Origin of the sequence: Pseudomonas sp. R11-23-07 (assembly GCF_003852295.1) — a bacterium.
Taxonomy (GTDB): domain Bacteria; phylum Pseudomonadota; class Gammaproteobacteria; order Pseudomonadales; family Pseudomonadaceae; genus Aquipseudomonas.
In genome coordinates, this window is sequence record NZ_CP027761.1 from 4,060,580 (window position 1) to 4,079,408 (window position 18,829).

Consider the following 18,829-nt stretch of genomic DNA (forward strand, 5'->3'; position numbering starts at 1 on the left):
TCCAGTCGTCAAAAATGAGGTCGGACATCCCAGGGTGTACATCAGAAAAACGTCTTGCAACAGGCATTCTTTAAGGGCATGGCCGCTAATGGCGGCCATGATCAGACTCACCTGCGTGTAACGCAATGACCGTTACGCGACTGAATATGACCAGAAGCGCCTGAGGCGTCATATCTTAGCCGCAACCACTCAAGAGTGAAACGCCCTCGGTAGAGCGCTTCGTCAAACCACCGCAACCACCTCGGGCCGAGTGCCGAACAAAGGTGTCAACGGGTCTTTCAACCAACGTTCCACCAACGGCCACACTTCGGCCTGTGCGGCTTTGCTGACCAGCATTTGTACATGCCCGAAATCCTCGCTGAAACCCTGCCGACGCCCCAGACACAGGTATTGGCGATGCTCGCTGCCGACTTGCTCGAACAGCTTGCGACACGCCCAGTCCGGATCTTGCCGGTCGCCTGCCGCGCTGACCGCCAACAGCGGCACGTCGACTTCTGCCAGGCCTTTCCACCAGTCACGCTCGGCGTCGCCAAAGCGGCCGAACAGGCCATTCCATCGCATGGCTTCGATCATCACACCGGCCGGCTCATCCTCGGGCCCGCGTTTGAATCGTGGGCCGGACACTTGGGCAAGACGCTTCAAAATCAATCGACCGCCCCATTCCACCGGTGGAATTTTCAACGGCCAATGGGTGCGGCTGACCTGGCAGCCAAAGATCGCCACCGAAGCCACCCACTGCGCGCTCAGGTATTGCCCGCCCAGCGCGGCAACCAACGTGGTGGCGCCGAGGGAGTGGCCGACCCAGTGCGCAGCCTGCCCGCTTTGCTCGTGCACGAACGCACCAATGGCCGGCAAATCGTAACGCGCGTAATCGGCGACACGGTTGCGGGCGTAGTCGTGGTTGCGCTTGGACAGGCCATGGCCGCGCATTTCCGGGATCCATACATCAAACCCCTGGCGTGCCAGGTGAGCCCCCAAACCGATGCCCTTGGGCGAATACCAGAAGCGCCGATTGGAAAAACTGCTATGCAAGAAAATAACCGGCGTGCCCCGGTTTTCCTGGACATCGGCCAGGCCCAGACGGGTAACCGCCAGCTCGACGGTACCGTCGGGGCTGTTACCGGGTTTGAGGCGGTACACATCTTCACTCAGGTCGCCACGACGCTCAGCGCTGATCAAGGCGACGGGAAACAGGTTGCTGCTGCTTTGCATAATCTTCTTGCACAAAAAAGGGCGGCGTCCGGTAGGAGTTCCGCCCTGTACAGATAAGAATGCCGGTCACCCTCAACGGGTGACCGGCACTTTTGACGTAGCGATGTTAAGCGGGCGCTTGGCCTTCGGCGAGGAAGAACCAGGTTTCCAGCACGGAGTCGGGGTTCAGCGAGACGCTTTCGATGCCCTGTTCCATCAGCCACTTGGCCAGGTCAGGGTGATCGGAAGGGCCCTGACCGCAGATACCGATGTACTTGCCGGCTTTGTTACACGCCTGGATGGCGTTGGCCAGCAGCTTCTTGACCGCAGGATTTCGCTCGTCGAACAGGTGAGCGATGATTCCGGAGTCGCGGTCCAGGCCCAGGGTCAGCTGGGTCAGGTCGTTGGAGCCGATGGAGAAACCGTCGAAGAATTCCAGGAACTCCTCGGCCAGGATGGCGTTGGACGGCAGCTCGCACATCATGATGACCCGCAGGCCGTTCTCACCACGCGTCAAACCATTTTCAGCCAGCAGGTCGACCACCTGGCTCGCCTCGCCCAGGGTGCGCACGAACGGCACCATGATTTCGACGTTGGTCAGCCCCATTTCGTTGCGTACACGCTTGAGGGCGCGGCATTCGAGTTCGAAGCAGTCACGGAACGCTTCGCTGATATAACGCGAGGCGCCACGGAAGCCCAGCATCGGGTTTTCTTCTTCCGGCTCGTAGAGCTTGCCGCCGATCAGGTTCGCGTATTCGTTGGACTTGAAGTCCGACAGGCGCACGATGACCTTTTTCGGGTAGAACGCCGCCGCCAGGGTGCTGATGCCTTCCACCAGCTTCTCGACATAGAAGCCCACCGGGTCGTTGTAGCCGGCGATGCGCTTGTCGACGCTTTCCTTGATGTCCAGCGGCAGGCCGTCGTAGTTCAACAGGGCCTTGGGGTGCACGCCGATCATGCGGTTGATGATGAACTCCAGGCGGGCCAGGCCCACACCGGCGTTCGGCAACTGCGCGAAGTCGAAGGCGCGGTCCGGGTTGCCGACGTTCATCATGATCTTGAACGGCAGGTCCGGCATGGCGTCGATGGAGTTCTGCTTGATGTCGAAGCCCAGCTCGCCTTCGAAGATGAAACCGGTGTCGCCTTCGGCGCAGGACACGGTCACACCCTGGCCATCTTTCAACAGCTGGGTGGCGTTGCCGCAACCGACGACCGCAGGAATGCCCAGCTCACGGGCGATAATCGCCGCGTGGCATGTGCGCCCGCCACGGTTGGTGACGATGGCGCTGGCGCGTTTCATCACCGGTTCCCAGTCCGGGTCGGTCATGTCGGAGACCAGCACGTCACCCGGCTGGACTTTGTCCATCTCGGACACGTCCTTGATGATCCGCACCTTGCCGGCGCCGATGCGCTGGCCAATGGCGCGGCCTTCCACCAGCACCGTGCCGGTTTCTTTCAGCAGGTAACGTTCCATGACGTTAGCCGACGTGCGGCTCTTAACGGTCTCGGGACGGGCCTGCACGATGTACAGCTTGCCGTCGTCACCGTCTTTGGCCCATTCGATGTCCATCGGGCACTTATAGTGCTTCTCGATGATCATCGCTTGCTTGGCCAATTCGCTGACTTCAGCGTCGGAGAGGCAGAAACGCGCGCGCTCGGCCTTGTCGACGTCCACTGTTTTAACGGAACGACCGGCCTTGGCCTCGTCGCCGTAGATCATCTTGATCGCCTTGCTGCCCAGGTTGCGGCGCAGGATAGCCGGGCGGCCGGCCTCGAGGGTGTGCTTGTGCACGTAGAATTCATCCGGGTTCACCGCGCCTTGTACGACGGTTTCGCCCAGGCCGTAGGCGCCGGTGATGAATACCACGTCACGGAAGCCCGATTCGGTATCGAGGGTGAACATCACGCCGGCGGTGCCGGTTTCGGAACGCACCATGCGCTGCACACCGGCAGACAAGGCCACCAGCTTGTGGTCGAAACCCTGGTGCACGCGGTAGGAAATGGCGCGGTCGTTGAACAGCGAGGCAAACACTTCCTTGGCCGCGCGGATCACGTTTTCCACGCCGCGGATGTTGAGGAAGGTCTCTTGCTGACCGGCGAACGAGGCGTCCGGCAAGTCTTCGGCGGTGGCCGAGGAGCGCACGGCGACGGCCATATCCGGGTTACCGGCGGACAAGGTGGCGAAGGCGGTGCGGATCTCTTCGTTGAGCTTCTCGGGGAACTCGGCGTCCATGATCCATTGGCGGATCTGGCTGCCGGTTTTGGCCAGGGCGTTGACGTCATCGACGTCCAGGGCGTCCAGCGCGGCGTGGATCTGGGCGTTGAGGCCGCTCAGCTCGAGGAAATCACGGTAAGCCTGGGCCGTGGTGGCAAAACCACCCGGCACCGAGACACCGGCGCCTGCAAGATTACTGATCATCTCGCCGAGGGATGCGTTCTTGCCCCCCACATGCTCTACATCATGGACGCCGAGCTTATCGAGGGAAACTACGTACTCTACCAAGGTGATCTCTCCACTTTCTGTGTTGGAAAAGCTCAGGACGCGGCTTGCTCAGTAGGAGCGAACGCCAGCGCTTGTGGCCTGGACCTGGAAAATAAGTGAGAATGCGGCCCACTGCGGGACGGCAAAATCGCGCCTATCATATCCAAGATTCGCCATCAGCTTAAGGCCCAGGGCTCAAATGAAACGATCTGCTTTCTTTATTTCCGATGGCACCGGCATCACGGCCGAAACACTAGGCCAGAGCCTGCTCGCGCAGTTCGAAAACATTACCTTCGCCAAATTCACACGGCCTTATATAGACAGCGTGGACAAAGCGCGGGCCATGGTACAACAAATCAATCTGGCGGCTGAAAAAGACGGTTTTCGCCCGATCATTTTCGACACCATCGTCAATCAAGACATTCGTGAGATTCTCGCAACGTCGAATGGTTTCATGATCGACATTTTCTCCACGTTCCTGGCGCCATTGGAACAGGAGCTGAGCGAACATTCCTCTTACTCCGTCGGAAAGTCCCATTCCATTGGGCATAACTCCAACTATATGGAGCGGATCGAGGCGGTGAACTTCGCCCTCGACAACGATGACGGCGCCCGCACGCACTACTACGACAAGGCCGATCTGATCCTCGTCGGCGTATCGCGCTGCGGCAAGACACCCACCTGCCTGTACATGGCCATGCAATTCGGTATCCGCGCGGCCAACTACCCGCTGACCGAAGACGACATGGAACATCTGACGCTGCCAGCCGCGCTGCGTGCGCACTCCCACAAGCTGTTCGGCCTGACCATCGACCCGGACCGGCTGACCGCCATCCGCAACGAACGCAAGCCCAACAGCCGCTATTCCAGCTACGCCCAATGCGAATTTGAAGTGCGTGAAGTGGAAAATCTGTTCCGGCGCGAGAATATTGCGCACATCAATTCCACGCATTTTTCGGTGGAAGAGATTTCCGCGAAGATTCTGGTGGAGAAAGGTGTGGAGCGACGGTTCAAGTAGCCTTTGGGAGGTTTGCTCTTGACGGAGGTGTGTCAGTTGGCGAATTAACCGGCTGATCCAGCGCCATCGGGGGCAAGCCCCCTCCCACATGGTGGCCGGTGTACATCAGGCTTACAGATGAAACCTGCCGCCACCCTGCCCCAGCGCGGTCGCCAGCGCATCGAAGCCCTCGCGCAACAGCTGATCATCCCCCGACGTATTACAGATACTCGCCCGGATGAACTGCGGCACTGCGGTCTGTCCCACCGCGAACGCCTCGGCGGTCGCGATCAGGTAATTGTTCTGTTTGAGCTCCGCCTCGATTTCCGACGCGCGCCAGGGTTCAGGCACTTCGATCCAGAAGTGTGGGCTGTTGAGGTGAGTACGGTAGGCCAGTCCATTCAATAAGCCTTCGACCAACGCCTTGCGCCGGCTGATCTCGTTGATCTGCTGGCGCAGCAGGTATTCGGCCGTGCCGTTTTCGATCCACTGGGTCGCCAACTCCAGGGTCACCGGGGTGGCCATCCAGCAGGTCGAACGCAACGCCGCCGACACCCGACTGACCAGCGCCGGCGGCGCATGCACGTAGCCGACGCGCAGCCCAGCCGATACCGCTTTGCTCAGGCTGCTGATCAAAATCGTCCGCTCGGGCGCAAAGGCGCTCAACGGTGGCGGGCGGTCTTCCACCAAAACGCCATGGGCCTCGTCCTCGAGAATCAGCAGATTGTGTTCGCGACAGACTTTGACCAAGGCCTCCCGGCGCGCCACCGATAACACCGCCGTCGTAGGATTCTGGATGGTCGGTGTGCAGTACAGCGCCGAAACCCGGTGATTACGACAGACTTCATCCAGTGCGCCCGGCAACACACCTTCTTCGTCCATTTCCAGCCCGATCAGCCGCACACCCAGCATACGCGCCGCAGTGATCAGCCCTGGGTAAGTCAGTTGCTCGGTGACCACCGTGTCGCCGGCGCGCAGCAACGCCATCATCGCGCAGAGCAGGCCGTGCTGGCCGCCATTGACGCAGATGACCTGCTCGGGAATCGGATGGAAGTCGCGTTGCACCAGCCATTGCGCACCGGCCTCACGGTAGCGCGGCAGGCCTGCGTCCGGGGTGTAGGCGCTGATGTCCTGGAGGAATTTGCCGTTGGTCGACAGGGTCTGGAAGCTCTGGGCGAGAAACACCGTTTCCTGCCCGGGAATGTGCATGTTGCGGCTCATATCGAAGTACTGGCGTGGCTCCTCGCTGAAATTGCGAAAGCCCTCATCACGCTGGCGCTCCATCCCACGCTTGCGCACGAATGTGCCGTCACCCACACGCGCCACCACCAACCCTAACCGCTCCAGCTCACCGTAGGCCCGGCTGATGGTGCCGATGGTGACACCCAGATTGTCGGAAAGCACCCGATGGGGCGGCAGTTTTCTTCCCGGTTCAATCGTGCCTTCAAGGATGCCCCTTTCCATGACATCGGACAGGCGCTTGTACTTCACGCCCTGACCGTTGGACAACCCCTCACGCATAATTGACACCATGTCAATATTTGTTTTGACAGTCATCATTCGCCCTAATAGTGTGCTTTTGCGGGTTCAATCACCGGATTGAATCACTTATAACAAGTTCAATATAGAGTTCAATTCCGGCTCAGGGAAGCAATAAACGATGCCAATGTCCGCCGTTCTTGAAAACACCGCAAAAACCAAAACCCAGAAACAGTGGCTGGCCGGCCTGATCACGAGCGTCATGTTCCTGATCGTGTGCCTGAGCTGGGGCACCACCTGGCTGGGCATCAAGATCGCAGTGGAAAGCGTGCCGCCACTGACCTCTGCGGGCCTGCGCTTCCTGATCGCCTTCCCGTTGTTCCTGTGTTTTGCCATGGTGCGCCGCGAGCCGATTCTGTTTCCGCGAGAAAGCCGCTGGTTCTTCGTGTTCGTGACCCTGTCCTACTTCAGCATTCCCTATTACCTGCTCAACTACGGCGAGATGCATGTCTCGTCCGGCCTGACCGCCCTGCTGTTCAGCTGCATGCCGGTGTTCATCCTGATCTTCTCCGCGCTGTTCCTGCGTGAGCGCATCTACCTCTCCCAGGTGGTCGGCATCGGCATCGGGTTCGCCAGCCTCTACATGATCATCAAGAGCCAGGGCCTGCACCTGGACCACGCCGAGTTTTTCGGCGTATTGGCGATTCTGACCGCCGCGATCATGCACGCGTTGTGCTACGTGATTACCAAGCAAAAAGGCAGCGCCATCAGTGTCATCACCTACAACACCCTGCCCATCGGCATTGCCGGGCTGATGCTGTTCGTGGCCGGCCTGTGGTTCGAGACCCCGACCTTCGACGACATCACCCTGCGCTCCTGGAGCGCGCTGTTCTACCTCGGGCTGGTGGCGTCGGTGGGCGGCTTCATTGTGTATTTCATGCTGCTCAAGCGCCTGAGCCCGATCATCTTGTCCTTCGTGTTCATCATTTTTCCGGTGTTCGCGGTGATCATCGGCGCCTGGTACGAAGGCGTGGAAATTTCCCGTGACCTGATGCTGTACTCGGCGATCCTGCTGGCCGGTTTTGCGATCACCAAGTTGCCGATCGAAAAACTGCTGGCCAAGAAAAATTGAGCACCCCACCCCCCACCCAGCGACGCGAGAGAAACATGGACGTCCTGCGCCCCGAAGCCCTGGAACAGATCTACGCCCACGCAAGCGGCAGCTATCCCGAGGAATGCTGTGGCTTCATCTTCGCCGATGGCAGTGTGTACCTGGGCAGCAATATCCAGAATGAGTTGCACCGCAAGAACCCGCAGATGTACCCGCGCAGCGCGGCCAGCGGCTACACCTTTTCAGTCGCCGACACCTTGTTGATGAACAAAGCGTTTCGCAGCGACAACCCGGTGGTGGTGATCTACCACTCGCACCCGGATGTCGGTGCCTATTTCAGCGATGAAGACCAGGACAAGGCGCTGTTCCTGGGCGAGCCGATCTATCCCGTCAGTTACCTGGTGGTGGATGTTCGCCAAGGCCAGGCCCTGGGGTCAAAGCTGTTTGCCTGGGATGGCAAGCATTTCGCCCTTCAACCTTTCAACGACCTGCACACGGAGTTGTCCATGAACGCTGTCTCTTTCCCTGACATTCTGGTTCGCGTGGCCAAGCTGCCGGAATCGACCCTCGAGGGCGCCGGATCGACATTGCGCGAAGTCATTGAAAACCTCTGCAACAGTCACCCACAGTTGCGCCAGCACCTGTTTCACGAGAAGAACAACCAGCTCAAGGAACACTTCCTGTTCACCGCCGAGGAGGAGCTGATCGACGCTGACGACAGCTTGCCGGCGAAGGCCCGGATCGAAGTGCTGCTCGCCACCTCCGGCGGCATCGACGTCGATACCCTGAGCAATGAAGAAGTGCAACGCTACGTCCGCCATATCACCCTGCCCGGCGTCGGCCGTGAAGGTCAGTTGAACCTGAAAAAAGCCAAGGTGCTGATCATCGGCACCGGTGGCCTGGGCTCGCCCATCAGTCTTTACCTGGCGGCGGCCGGCATCGGCACCCTGGGGCTGGTGGACTTCGACGTGGTGGAAAGCAGCAACCTGCAACGCCAGATCGTGCATGGCAACAGCACCCTGGGCATGCCCAAGGTGGAATCCGCCAAGCAACGCCTGCAAGACCTCAACCGCCACATCCAGATCAACGCGCACAACACCGCGCTCACTGCCGACAACGCCTTGGAGCTGGTGGGCGCCTATGACCTGGTGATCGACGGCACGGACAATTTCGAGACCCGCTACCTGGTCAATGACGCCTGTGTACAGTTGGGCAAACCCTTGGTGTACGGCGCCATCTACCGTTTCGACGGGCAAATCAGCGTACTCAACTATAAAGGTGGGCCTTGCTACCGCTGCCTGTTTCCCAGTGCACCGCCTGCGGAACTGGCGCCCAATTGCAACGCCGGTGGGGTGATCGGCGTGCTGCCGGGGGTGGTCGGGATGATCCAGGCGACCGAGGCGATCAAATTGCTCATCGGTATTGGTGAACCCTTGTCCGGCCGCTTGATGCGCTTCGATGCGCTGGCGATGAAATTCAGCGAGATCCGCTTCAAGCGCCGTGCCGACTGCCCCTGCTGCTCGGAACGGCGCCACAGCGAAGCCGTCGCACCGACGCTGTGCGCGGATGCGGTGCCGAGCCAACCGTCCCTCGCCGAGGAACGCTACATCAAGCCCCGCGTGCTCAAGCAAGTGATCGACAACCACCGCAGCGCCGACGTCTTGCTCGACGTGCGTGACGCCAGCGAACTGGAAGTGTGCAAATTGCCGGGGGTGGTGCACATCCCCCTGGCAGAGCTGGATGAACAGCTCGACAGCCTGAGCCGCGACAACACCCATTACCTGATCTGCTATGCCGGGACGCGTGCCGAGCAGGCCGCCAGCACCTTGCTGGCAGCAGGCTTCGCCAATACCAAAGTGCTGCAGGGCGGCATGAAACATTGGGTGCGCGACGTCGAACCCGACATGCCGCTGTACTGATCGGGGGCCGACTGATGCTGCATAACTCCATTCTCGAGGTGATCGGCCACACCCCGATCGTACGTCTGGCGCAGTTTTCCGAAGACCTCGGCATCGAGGTCTACGCCAAGCTGGAATCCCTCAACCCAGGCGGCAGCCACAAGGCACGTATCGCCCTGGGCATGATCCTCGACGCCGAACGCCGTGGCGTGCTGATGCGCGACTCAGGGCAGACCATCATCGAACCCAGCGGTGGCAATACCGGCATCGGCCTGGTGATGGCGGGCAATGTGCTTGGCTACAAAGTGGTGCTGGTGATTCCGGACAACTACAGCCCCGAAAAACAGAAGCTGCTGCGCCTGTACGGTGCCCGGGTGGTGCTGTCGGACAGCCGCCTCGGTAACAATTCCCACGGCGAAAAGTGCATGGAGCTGCAGTTGGAAAACCCCAACTACGTGATGCTCAACCAGCAACGCAACGGCGCCAACCCGCAAACCCACCGCGACACCACCGCGCCGGAAATCATCCGCGCCTTCGGTGAGCGGCGTGTGGACTACTTCGTCAGCGGCATCGGCACCGGTGGGCATATCACCGGTATCGGCGAAACCCTCAAGGCCGCCTGGCCGGCGATCCGCGTGATGGGCGTGGAGCCGGAGGAATGCGACCTGCTCAAGGACCAGCACGCCTCGCACGCCATCCAGGGTCTGTCGATTGGGCTGATCCCGAGCATTCTCAACCTGGACGTACTGGACGGCATGCTCAAGGTGTCGCACTCGGCGTGCCTGGAAATGATCAAACGCATCATGCGCACCGACGCCATCAGCCTGGGGCTGTCCTCAGCCGCCAACATGGTCGCCATCGCCCAACTCGCCCCGGAACTGCCGCCCGAAACGTTGGTGCTGACCATGGTCTACGACAATGCCGACAGCTACCTGCCCAGTTTCGAATAACCGGTTACCCAACCAACCAGAATGCGGGGGTGCCTCCATGGGAGGCTTTATCGACATGCAACAGCTGCACGATGAGTTGCTGACCCACCTCATCCAAACCCTGACGCCTGCGCAGATGAAGCAACTGGAACCGCACCTGGCGCCGCTGATCCAGACTGCCGCCCAGGCGGTGGTCGAGGACTTGATCGCCTACGCCTATCGCGACCCGGCCTCGCGCGGGCGCGGCGAATTGATCCTGGAATCCTACGCCTCGTTCAAGGCGGTGTTGTTCTACCGGCTTGCGCACCTGGTGTGGAATTTCCCGGAGCCCGTCCACGGCGTCTTTACCCGCATCGCCCTCAAGCTCAGCAACCAGGGCAAAATCCTCTCCGGGGCCGAGATTCACCCAGCTGCGCGCATCGGCCGGCGCTTTGTACTGGACCATGGCTACGGCACGGTCATCGGCGAAACCTGCGAGATCGGTAACGACTGCTACATCCTCTGCGGCGTGACCCTGGGCGCGCGCGGCATCGCCAACAACCCGGACGGCAAGCGCCATCCACGCCTGGGCAACAATGTCGAGGTCGGCGCCGGGGCACGGGTGCTGGGCTATGTGCAGATCGGCGACAACGTGTTTATCAGCCCCTCCTGTGTCATTACCCAGGACGTACCGGCGGGCACCAAGGTCAAGGTGGTCAACCAGATCCAGCTGCAGAAAAACGATGAATCGGATCACAGCAGCTACCTAGGCGCGTTCGCCCTGGATGAGCGCCTGCATGTCGTCGGCGAGGTGGATGCCGGCCATAAGGTCACGGTGCTGGACGCCGACTTCCATCCGCTGCCAGGGCTGATGCTCGAACCCACGGTGAAAGAGCGTCATCACCTGCAGTTTCGCCTGCGCCGCCTCGATACCGGCGAGCAACTGCCGCGCCTGCCGCTGAATCTGAAAGTCTGCGGCCCCGCGTTCGAGATCACCCTGCTCTCCCCCCTGGCTTGAGTGCAATGGTGCGTCACCTGTTGCAGGCCAGCCCACTGATCGTCGGAGGTTGAACATGTCCGTGCATACCATGGAAACCCTGGCGCTGTTCGACAGCGCACCTTATCAAAACGCCTTCAGCGCCCGGGTGATTGCGGTCAGCGAGCATGGCGTCGCCCTGGAGCACACGCTGTTCTACCCCACCGGCGGTGGGCAACCGGGTGACACTGGCCACCTCACCCTGGCCGATGGCACCCGCGTGGCAGTCACCGGCACGGTACGCGACCCGGTGCTGCGCTCGATCATCTGGCACCAGGTGGAACAGTGCCCCGCGCACCTGACCGCTGGCGTCCAGGTGGACGCCGGCCTGGATTGGGAGCGGCGCTACCAGCATATGAAGATGCATACTTGCCTGCACTTGCTGTGTTCCATCATCGATGCGCCCGTAACGGGCTGCAGCATCAGCGCGGACAAGGGACGCCTGGATTTCGACCTGCCGGAAATGACCCTGGATAAAGACACCATTACCCGCGACCTTAACGCCTTGATCGAACAGGCCCACGCGGTGAAAACCCTGTCGATGCCTGCTACGGAATATTCGACTCTGCTGCAGATCACCCGCACCCAGGCGGTAGCACCGCCGGTGATCCAAGGCTCGGTACGCGTAATTGAAATTCCCGGCATCGACATCCAGCCGTGCGGTGGCACCCATGTGCTCAACACCGAGGAAATCGGCCGGGTGTTCTGCGAGAAAATCGAGAAGAAGAGCAAGCACAACCGTCGGGTGATCCTCAGGTTCGAGTCATAACTGAGCCTGACTCGACAGTTGCAACAATGCAAAAACAATGTGGGAGGGGGCTTGCTCCCGATTGCAGAGTGTCAGTCAACAGGTTCATTGGCTGATCCACCGCTATCGGGAGCAAGCCCCCTCCCACATTGGGTTGTGTGGTGTTTTTCAGATCATGAACAGGTCCATGAAACGATTGACTGGGGTAGCCTCAAGCCGTGTCTGGTCCTTGCACAACGCAAAGATTTCAGCACTGCGCTGCGCGATAAACCGCGTCGCCAGGTTGGCTTTGAACTTGTCTTCCAGCAGCGGGATTCCATCCTCCCGCCGACGACGATGGCCAATCGGATATTCCACCGCCACCTGCTCGGTGCAGGTGCCATCGATGAAGAACACCTGCACCGCATTGGCGATGGAGCGCTTGTCGGCCTGCAGATATTCGCGGCTGTAACGAGGGTCTTCGACGATCACCATTTTCCCGCGCAGCTCATCGATGATCGGGTGGGCGGCATGGAATTGATCCTCATAGTGCTCGGCCACCAAGTCGCCGAAGGCCAACGGCACGGCGGTCATGTATTGCAGGCAATGGTCGCGGTCCGCCGCGTTGGCCAACGGGCCAACCTTGGAAATGATGCGAATCGCCGACTCGTGGGTGGTGATCACGATGCGCTCGATTGCATGCAGGCGGTTCCTCACCAATGGATGCAAGGTCACCGCCGCTTCGCAGGCCGTCTGCGCATGGAATTCAGCGGGAAAGCTGATCTTGAACAGCACGTTTTCCATCACGTAGGTGCCGTAGGGCTGGGACAGGCTGAACCTGCGTTGCTCTACAGGTTTGAGGGCCAGATCCTTGTTGGTATGGCTGAACAATACGTCGTAGAACCCCCACTGTGGCGCGCTCAGCACGCCGGGGATACCCATCTCGCCGCGCAATGCGATATCCGCCAGGCGCACCCCGCGACTCGACGCATCGCCCGCCGCCCAGGATTTGCGCGAACCGGCGTTCGGCGCATGGCGGTAAGTGCGCAACGCCTGCCCGTCGACAAACGCATGGGACAAGGCCGCGAGCAATTGCTCACGGTTGGCGCCCATCAGCTTGGCGGTGACTGCCGTCGAGGCGACTTTCACCAGCAGCACATGGTCGAGGCCGACGCGATTGAAGGCGTTTTCCAGGGCAATCACGCCCTGGATTTCGTGCGCCATGATCATGGCTTCCAGCACCGCGCGCACGCTCAGCGGTGCATCGCCATGGGCCACGCGTTTTTGCGACAGGTGATCGGCCACGGCGAGGATGCCGCCCAGGTTGTCCGAAGGGTGGCCCCATTCAGCCGCGAGCCAGGTGTCGTTGTAGTCGAGCCAGCGCACGATACAGCCGATGTCCCAGGCAGCCTTGACCGGGTCCAACCGCAACGAAGTGCCCGGCACCCGTGCCCCGAACGGTACCACCGTGCCCTCGACGAGCGGCCCCAGGTGCTTGGTGCACTCAGGGAAGCGCAAGGCCAGCAGGCCGCAACCGAGGGTGTCCATCAGGCAGTTGCGGGCGGTGTCCAGTGCGGCCTCGGACTCGATCCGGTAGGTGAGGACATAGTCGGCAATGTCCTGCAGGACCTGATCGTAGTCGGGGCGATTGTTCTGGTCGACGTTGGCGCTCATGGCAGTTCTCCAAAAAGGGGTTGGGGTCAGTCCTCGGCTTACGGTTATTGAAGACAGATCTTGGATGCCTGCCTTGGAATAGAGATCCCTTGTGGGAGGGGGCTTGCTCCCGATGGGGGTGGGTCAGTTGATGAATGTGTCGACTGGCACACCGCTATCGGGAGCAAGCCCCCTCCCACATAAAGCTCAGTGCCGAGTTTTAGAATGAGTCACCGGGAATACGCACAAACCCCTCCATCAACACCCGCGCACTGCGGCTCATGATGGCTTTCTTCACCACCCATTCACCGTTCACTTGCGTCGCCTCGGCACCCACGCGCAAGGTGCCCGACGGATGCCCGAAGCGCACGGCATTGCGTTCCACGCCACCGGCCGCCTGGTTGACCAGGGTGCCGGAAATCGCCGCCGCCGTGCCGATCGCCACCGCCGCCGTGCCCATCATTGCGTGGTGCAATTTGCCCATGGACAACGCCCGCACCAGCAAATCCACATCGCTGGCCTTGATCGCCTTGCCGCTGGACGCCACGTAATCCGCAGGCTTGGCCACAAACGCCAGTTTCGGCGTGTGCTGGCGCAGGGCTGCTTCGTCCAGATGCTTGATCAGGCCCATGCGCAACGCGCCATAGGCACGCACGGTCTCGAACATCGCCAGGGCTTTCGGGTCACTGTTGACCGCGCCTTGCAACTCAGTGCCGGTGTAGCCTAAATCTTGAGCATTGATAAAAATCGTCGGGATGCCGGCGTTGATCAGGGTGGCCTTGAAGGTGCCGACGCCGGGCACTTCCAGCTCATCGATCAGGTTGCCGGTGGGGAACATCGAGCCACCACCGCCCTCTTCTTCCGCCGCCGGGTCGATGAATTCCAGCTGCACTTCGGCAGCCGGAAAGGTCACGCCATCCAGTTCAAAATCACCGGTTTCCTGCACAGCGCCGTCGGTGATCGGCACATGGGCGATGATGGTCTTGCCGATATTGGCTTGCCATATGCGCACCACGGCCACGCCGTTGTGGGGCACACGGCCTGGGTCGACCAGGCCGGCGCTGATGGCGAACGAACCAACCGCCGCCGAGAGGTTGCCGCAGTTGCCACTCCAGTCGACAAACGGCTTGTCGATGGACACCTGGCCGAACAGGTAGTCCACGTCGTGCCCGGCACGCGTGCTTTTGGCCAGGATCACGGTTTTGCTGGTGCTGGACGTGGCGCCGCCCATGCCATCGATTTGCTTGTCATAGGGGTCGGGGCTGCCGATCACCCGCAACAGCAAGGCGTCGCGGGCAGCGCCCGGTACCTGCGCCGAGGGCGGGAGGTCATTGAGGCTGAAGAAAACTCCCTTGCTGGTGCCGCCCCGCATATAGGTGGCGGGGATCTTGATTTGCGCTACGTGTGCCATGGTTAACCCCTCAGGCCGTCGCCGCCGATTCCAGGAAGTCCTGGGCAAAACGTTGCAACACGCCGCCCGCCTCGTAGATCGACACTTCTTCAGCGGTGTCCAGGCGGCAGGTCACCGGCACTTCGACACGCTCGCCATTCCTGCGGTTGATCACCAGGGTCAATTGCGCGCGCGGCGTGCGTTCGCCGACCACATCATAGGTTTCGCTGCCGTCGATCTTGAGGGTGTGGCGGTCGGTGCCCGGCAGGAATTCCAGGGGCAACACGCCCATGCCGACCAGGTTGGTGCGGTGGATGCGCTCGAAACCTTCGGCGGCGATCGCTTCCACACCGGCCAGGCGTACGCCCTTGGCGGCCCAATCGCGGGACGAACCCTGGCCGTAGTCGGCGCCCGCGATAATGATCAGCGGCTGCTTGCGTTCCATGTAGGTTTCGATGGCTTCCCACATACGCGTGACCGTGCCTTCCGGCTCGATACGCGCCAGGGAGCCCTGCTTGACCTTGCCGTTTTCCTGCACCATTTCGTTGAACAGTTTCGGGTTGGCGAAGGTGGCGCGCTGTGCGGTCAGGTGGTCGCCCCTGTGGGTCGCGTAGGAGTTGAAGTCAACTTCCGGCAAGCCCATTTTCGCCAGGTACTCGCCGGCGGCGCTGTCGAGCATGATCGCGTTGGAGGGCGACAGGTGGTCGGTGGTGATGTTGTCCGGCAGCACGGCCAGCGGGCGCATGCCCTTGAGCGGACGTGCGCCCGCCAAGGCGCCTTCCCAATACGGCGGGCGGCGAATATAGGTGCTTTGCGGGCGCCAGTCGTACAGCGGGGTGACTTTGGGGCCGGTGTCTTCGTGAATCGCGAACATCGGGATGTACACGGCGCGAAACTGTTCCGGCTTGACCGAGGCCTTGACCACTGCGTCGATTTCTTCGTCGCTCGGCCAGATGTCCTGCAGGCGGATTTCCTTGCCGTCGACGTCGAGCCCCAGCACGTCTTTCTCGATATCGAAACGAATGGTGCCGGCAATCGCATAGGCCACTACCAGCGGCGGCGAAGCGAGGAAGGCCTGCTTGGCGTACGGATGAATACGCCCGTCGAAGTTGCGGTTACCTGACAGCACAGCGGTGGCGTAGAGGTCGCGGTCGATGATTTCCTGCTGGATCACCGGGTCGAGCGCACCGGACATGCCGTTGCAGGTCGTGCACGCGAAGGCCACCACCCCAAAACCGAGTTTTTCCAGCTCATGCCCCAGGCCCGCTTCTTCCAGGTACATGGCCACGGTTTTCGAACCCGGCGCCAGGGACGACTTGACCCACGGCTTGCGCGTCAGCCCGAGCCGGTTGGCGTTGCGCGCCAGCAGGCCGGCGGCGATCACGTTGCGCGGGTTGCTGGTGTTGGTGCAACTGGTGATGGCGGCAATGATCACGGCGCCGTCGGGCATTTGCCCCGGTACGTCGTCCCACTGGCCGCTGATGCCTTTGGCCGCCAGGTCACGGGTGGCGACACGGGCGTGAGGGTTGCTCGGGCCCGCCATGTTGCGCACCACGCTGGACAGGTCGAACCTCAGGCCGCGCTCGTATTGCGCGCCTTTCAGCTCGTCAGCCCACAGCCCGGTGTGGCGTGCGTACTGTTCCACCAGAGCGACCTGTTCCTCTTCGCGACCGGTGAGCTTCAGGTAGGCGATCGTCTGCTGGTCAATGTAGAACATCGCTGCAGTGGCGCCGTATTCCGGGGCCATGTTGGAGATGGTCGCGCGGTCGCCCAGGGTCAGGGCCGAAGCGCCTTCACCGAAGAACTCCAACCACGCACCGACGACTTTCTGTTGGCGCAGGAACTCGGTCAGCGCCAGCACCATGTCGGTGGCGGTGATGCCCGGCTGCAGCTTGCCGGTCAGCTCCACGCCGACGCTTTCCGGCAGGCGCATCCACGAGGCACGCCCGAGCATCACGCTTTCGGCTTCAAGGCCGCCGACCCCGATGGCGATCACGCCCAGGGCATCCACATGCGGGGTGTGGCTGTCAGTGCCGACGCAGGTGTCCGGGAAGGCCACACCGTCGCGCACCTGAATCACCGGCGACATTTTCTCCAGATTGATCTGGTGCATGATGCCGTTGCCGGGCGGGATCACGTCGACGTTCTTGAAGGCCTTCTTGGTCCACTCGATAAAATGGAAGCGATCTTCGTTGCGGCGGTCTTCGATGGCGCGATTTTTTTCGAACGCCTGCGGATCGGCGCCACCGGCTTCGACGGCCAAGGAGTGGTCGACGATCAACTGGGTCGGCACCACCGGGTTGACCTGCGCCGGATCGCCGCCTTGCAGGGCGATGGCGTCGCGCAGGCCGGCGAGGTCTACCAGGGCGGTCTGGCCGAGGATGTCATGGCACACCACGCGGGCCGGGAACCATGGGAAATCGAGGTCACGCTTGCGCTCGATCAACTGGCTCAGGGAGGCATTGAGGCTGGCCGGGTCGCAACGACGCACCAGGTTTTCCGCGAGTACGCGGGAGGTATACGGCAAGGTGGCGTAGGCGCCGGGAGTGATTGCCTCGACAACCGCGCGGGCGTCGAAGTAATCCAGGCGGCTGCCGGGAAGCGGTTTGCGAAATTCAGTGTTCATCGTCAGGACTCGGTCACGGTGATTACAAAGGAAGACCTGCGCCGATCCAGAATGGAATGCGATCAAAGTGTGGGAGGGGGCTTGCCCCCGATAGCGGTGGTTCAGTGCCGGCTGTATCAACTGACAGATTGCTATCGGGGGCAAGCCCCCTCCCACATTTGATTCGGTTACCACTTCAGGACCGTCGGCCTCCTCATTCAGCGACGTTCGATTGGCACGAACTTGCGCTGCTCAACGCCGGTGTACTCGGCGCTTGGACGGATGATGCGGTTGTTGGCGCGTTGCTCGAACACATGCGCCGCCCAGCCGGTGAGCCGCGAACAAACGAAGATCGGCGTGAACAGCTTGGTTGGGATGCCCATGAAGTGGTACGCCGAGGCATGGTAGAAATCGGCGTTGGGGAACAGCTTCTTCTGCTGCCACATGGTCTTGTCGATGGCTTCGGAAACCGCAAACAACACCGTGTCGCCCACTTCGTCAGCGAGTTTTTTCGACCAACCCTTGATCACTTCATTGCGCGGGTCGTTGTCTTTGTAGATGGCGTGGCCAAAGCCCATGATCTTGTCCTTGCGCGCCAGCATGCCGAGGGTGCCTTCGACGGCTTCTTCGGCCGAACCGAAACGCTCGATCATCTCCATCGCCGCTTCGTTGGCACCGCCGTGCAGCGGGCCGCGCAGGGAACCGATGGCGGCGGTGACGCAGGAATACAGGTCGGACAAGGTCGACGCACACACCCGGGCGGTGAAGGTCGAGGCGTTGAATTCGTGCTCGGCGTAGAGGATCAACGACACGTTCATCACTTTGACGTGCAGATCGCTCGGCTTCTTGCCATGCAGCAGGTGCAGGAAGTGCCCACCGATGGTTGGCTCGTCGGTGACGCAGTCGATGCGCTTGCCGTCGTGGCTGAAGCGGTACCAGTAGCACATGATCGCCGGGAACGCCGCGAGCAGACGGTCGGTGACGTCACGCTGCACGCTGAAGTCTTTTTCCGGCTCGATATTGCCCAGGAACGAGCAACCGGTGCGCATCACGTCCATCGGGTGGGCGTCGGCGGGGATGCGTTCCAGCACTTCCTTCAACGCTTGCGGCAAGTCGCGCAGCTGGCTCAGCCTGGCGCTGTAGGCCGCCAGTTCGGCGCTGGTCGGCAGTTCGCCGTACAGCAGCAGGTAGGCGACTTCTTCAAATTGCGCATCGGCGGCCAGTTCACGCACGTCATAGCCGCGATAGGTCAAGCCGGCGCCGGCCTGGCCGACGGTCGACAGTGCGGTCTGCCCGGCCACCTGGCCACGCAGGCCGGCACCACTCAATACTTTTGCTTCAGCCATGGTTCT

Annotated in this window: 12 protein-coding genes and 1 pseudogene; 6 read left to right on the forward strand and 7 right to left on the reverse strand. The window is 61.3% G+C overall.

The features are described from left to right. Nucleotides 1-222 precede the first annotated feature (222 nt). Nucleotides 223-1,212, reverse strand: coding sequence for an alpha/beta fold hydrolase (locus C4J84_RS18540; protein WP_124435910.1), 990 nt, complete (start codon nucleotides 1,210-1,212; stop codon nucleotides 223-225). Nucleotides 1,213-1,318: 106 nt separating this feature from the next. Further along, nucleotides 1,319-3,694 (reverse strand): phosphoenolpyruvate synthase, encoded by a 2,376-nt coding sequence (gene ppsA / locus C4J84_RS18545; RefSeq protein ID WP_124363936.1) that lies wholly within the window; start codon nucleotides 3,692-3,694, stop codon nucleotides 1,319-1,321. Between the two features lie 178 nt (nucleotides 3,695-3,872). Between ppsA and C4J84_RS18550 the strand changes: the two genes are divergently transcribed. After that, nucleotides 3,873-4,691: a pyruvate, water dikinase regulatory protein gene (locus tag C4J84_RS18550; protein ID WP_003193298.1), complete on the forward strand. Its 819-nt coding sequence runs from the start codon at nucleotides 3,873-3,875 to the stop codon at nucleotides 4,689-4,691. Nucleotides 4,692-4,802: 111 nt separating this feature from the next. On the opposite strand, the gene C4J84_RS18555 is transcribed toward C4J84_RS18550, so the two are convergent. After that, nucleotides 4,803-6,227, reverse strand: coding sequence for a PLP-dependent aminotransferase family protein (locus C4J84_RS18555; protein WP_124363937.1), 1,425 nt, complete (start codon nucleotides 6,225-6,227; stop codon nucleotides 4,803-4,805). A 160-nt stretch (nucleotides 6,228-6,387) separates the two neighbouring features. Here C4J84_RS18555 and C4J84_RS18560 point away from each other — a divergent pair, with 160 nt between their 5' ends. From C4J84_RS18560 to C4J84_RS18580, 5 genes and pseudogenes are all read left to right on the forward strand, one after another. Continuing rightward, complete coding sequence (locus C4J84_RS18560; RefSeq protein ID WP_164487798.1) at nucleotides 6,388-7,281, forward strand: DMT family transporter; 894 nt, start codon at nucleotides 6,388-6,390, stop codon at nucleotides 7,279-7,281. Between the two features lie 35 nt (nucleotides 7,282-7,316). Then, nucleotides 7,317-9,179, forward strand: coding sequence for a molybdopterin-synthase adenylyltransferase MoeB (moeB, locus tag C4J84_RS18565; RefSeq protein WP_124435911.1), 1,863 nt, complete (start codon nucleotides 7,317-7,319; stop codon nucleotides 9,177-9,179). 14 nt (nucleotides 9,180-9,193) lie between these two features. Then, nucleotides 9,194-10,108, forward strand: coding sequence for a PLP-dependent cysteine synthase family protein (locus C4J84_RS18570; protein WP_124435912.1), 915 nt, complete (start codon nucleotides 9,194-9,196; stop codon nucleotides 10,106-10,108). A gap of 37 nt (nucleotides 10,109-10,145) precedes the next feature. After that, nucleotides 10,146-11,137 (forward strand): annotated as a pseudogene (locus C4J84_RS18575) (serine O-acetyltransferase). Between the two features lie 2 nt (nucleotides 11,138-11,139). Beyond that, nucleotides 11,140-11,871: an alanyl-tRNA editing protein gene (locus C4J84_RS18580; RefSeq protein ID WP_124367965.1), complete on the forward strand. Its 732-nt coding sequence runs from the start codon at nucleotides 11,140-11,142 to the stop codon at nucleotides 11,869-11,871. A gap of 147 nt (nucleotides 11,872-12,018) precedes the next feature. Here C4J84_RS18580 and prpD read toward each other — a convergent pair whose 3' ends face one another. The 4 genes from prpD to prpC form a co-directional block, all read right to left on the reverse strand. Next, entirely contained in the window at nucleotides 12,019-13,503 is a 1,485-nt protein-coding gene (prpD, locus tag C4J84_RS18585) for a 2-methylcitrate dehydratase (protein ID WP_124435913.1), read from the reverse strand. A 199-nt stretch (nucleotides 13,504-13,702) separates the two neighbouring features. After that, nucleotides 13,703-14,893 (reverse strand): 2-methylaconitate cis-trans isomerase PrpF, encoded by a 1,191-nt coding sequence (gene prpF / locus C4J84_RS18590; protein ID WP_124435914.1) that lies wholly within the window; start codon nucleotides 14,891-14,893, stop codon nucleotides 13,703-13,705. 10 nt (nucleotides 14,894-14,903) lie between these two features. Further along, nucleotides 14,904-17,498 carry a Fe/S-dependent 2-methylisocitrate dehydratase AcnD gene (gene acnD, locus C4J84_RS18595; protein ID WP_124435915.1) on the reverse strand — a complete coding sequence of 865 codons (2,595 nt, stop codon included), beginning with the start codon at nucleotides 17,496-17,498 and terminating at the stop codon, nucleotides 14,904-14,906. Nucleotides 17,499-17,695: 197 nt separating this feature from the next. Continuing rightward, complete coding sequence (gene prpC, locus C4J84_RS18600) at nucleotides 17,696-18,823, reverse strand: 2-methylcitrate synthase (protein ID WP_124435916.1); 1,128 nt, start codon at nucleotides 18,821-18,823, stop codon at nucleotides 17,696-17,698. Between the last annotated feature and the right edge of the window lie 6 nt (nucleotides 18,824-18,829).

Coding starts and splice junctions, on each gene's coding strand:
- C4J84_RS18540 (WP_124435910.1), bottom strand. CDS start 1,212: ATGCAAAGCAGCAGCAACCTGTTTCCCGTCGCCTTGATCAGCGCTGAG.
- C4J84_RS18550 (WP_003193298.1), top strand. CDS start 3,873: ATGAAACGATCTGCTTTCTTTATTTCCGATGGCACCGGCATCACGGCC.
- C4J84_RS18555 (WP_124363937.1), bottom strand. CDS start 6,227: ATGACTGTCAAAACAAATATTGACATGGTGTCAATTATGCGTGAGGGG.
- moeB (WP_124435911.1), top strand. CDS start 7,317: ATGGACGTCCTGCGCCCCGAAGCCCTGGAACAGATCTACGCCCACGCA.
- C4J84_RS18570 (WP_124435912.1), top strand. CDS start 9,194: ATGCTGCATAACTCCATTCTCGAGGTGATCGGCCACACCCCGATCGTA.
- C4J84_RS18580 (WP_124367965.1), top strand. CDS start 11,140: ATGTCCGTGCATACCATGGAAACCCTGGCGCTGTTCGACAGCGCACCT.
- prpD (WP_124435913.1), bottom strand. CDS start 13,503: ATGAGCGCCAACGTCGACCAGAACAATCGCCCCGACTACGATCAGGTC.
- prpF (WP_124435914.1), bottom strand. CDS start 14,893: ATGGCACACGTAGCGCAAATCAAGATCCCCGCCACCTATATGCGGGGC.
- acnD (WP_124435915.1), bottom strand. CDS start 17,498: ATGAACACTGAATTTCGCAAACCGCTTCCCGGCAGCCGCCTGGATTAC.
- prpC (WP_124435916.1), bottom strand. CDS start 18,823: ATGGCTGAAGCAAAAGTATTGAGTGGTGCCGGCCTGCGTGGCCAGGTG.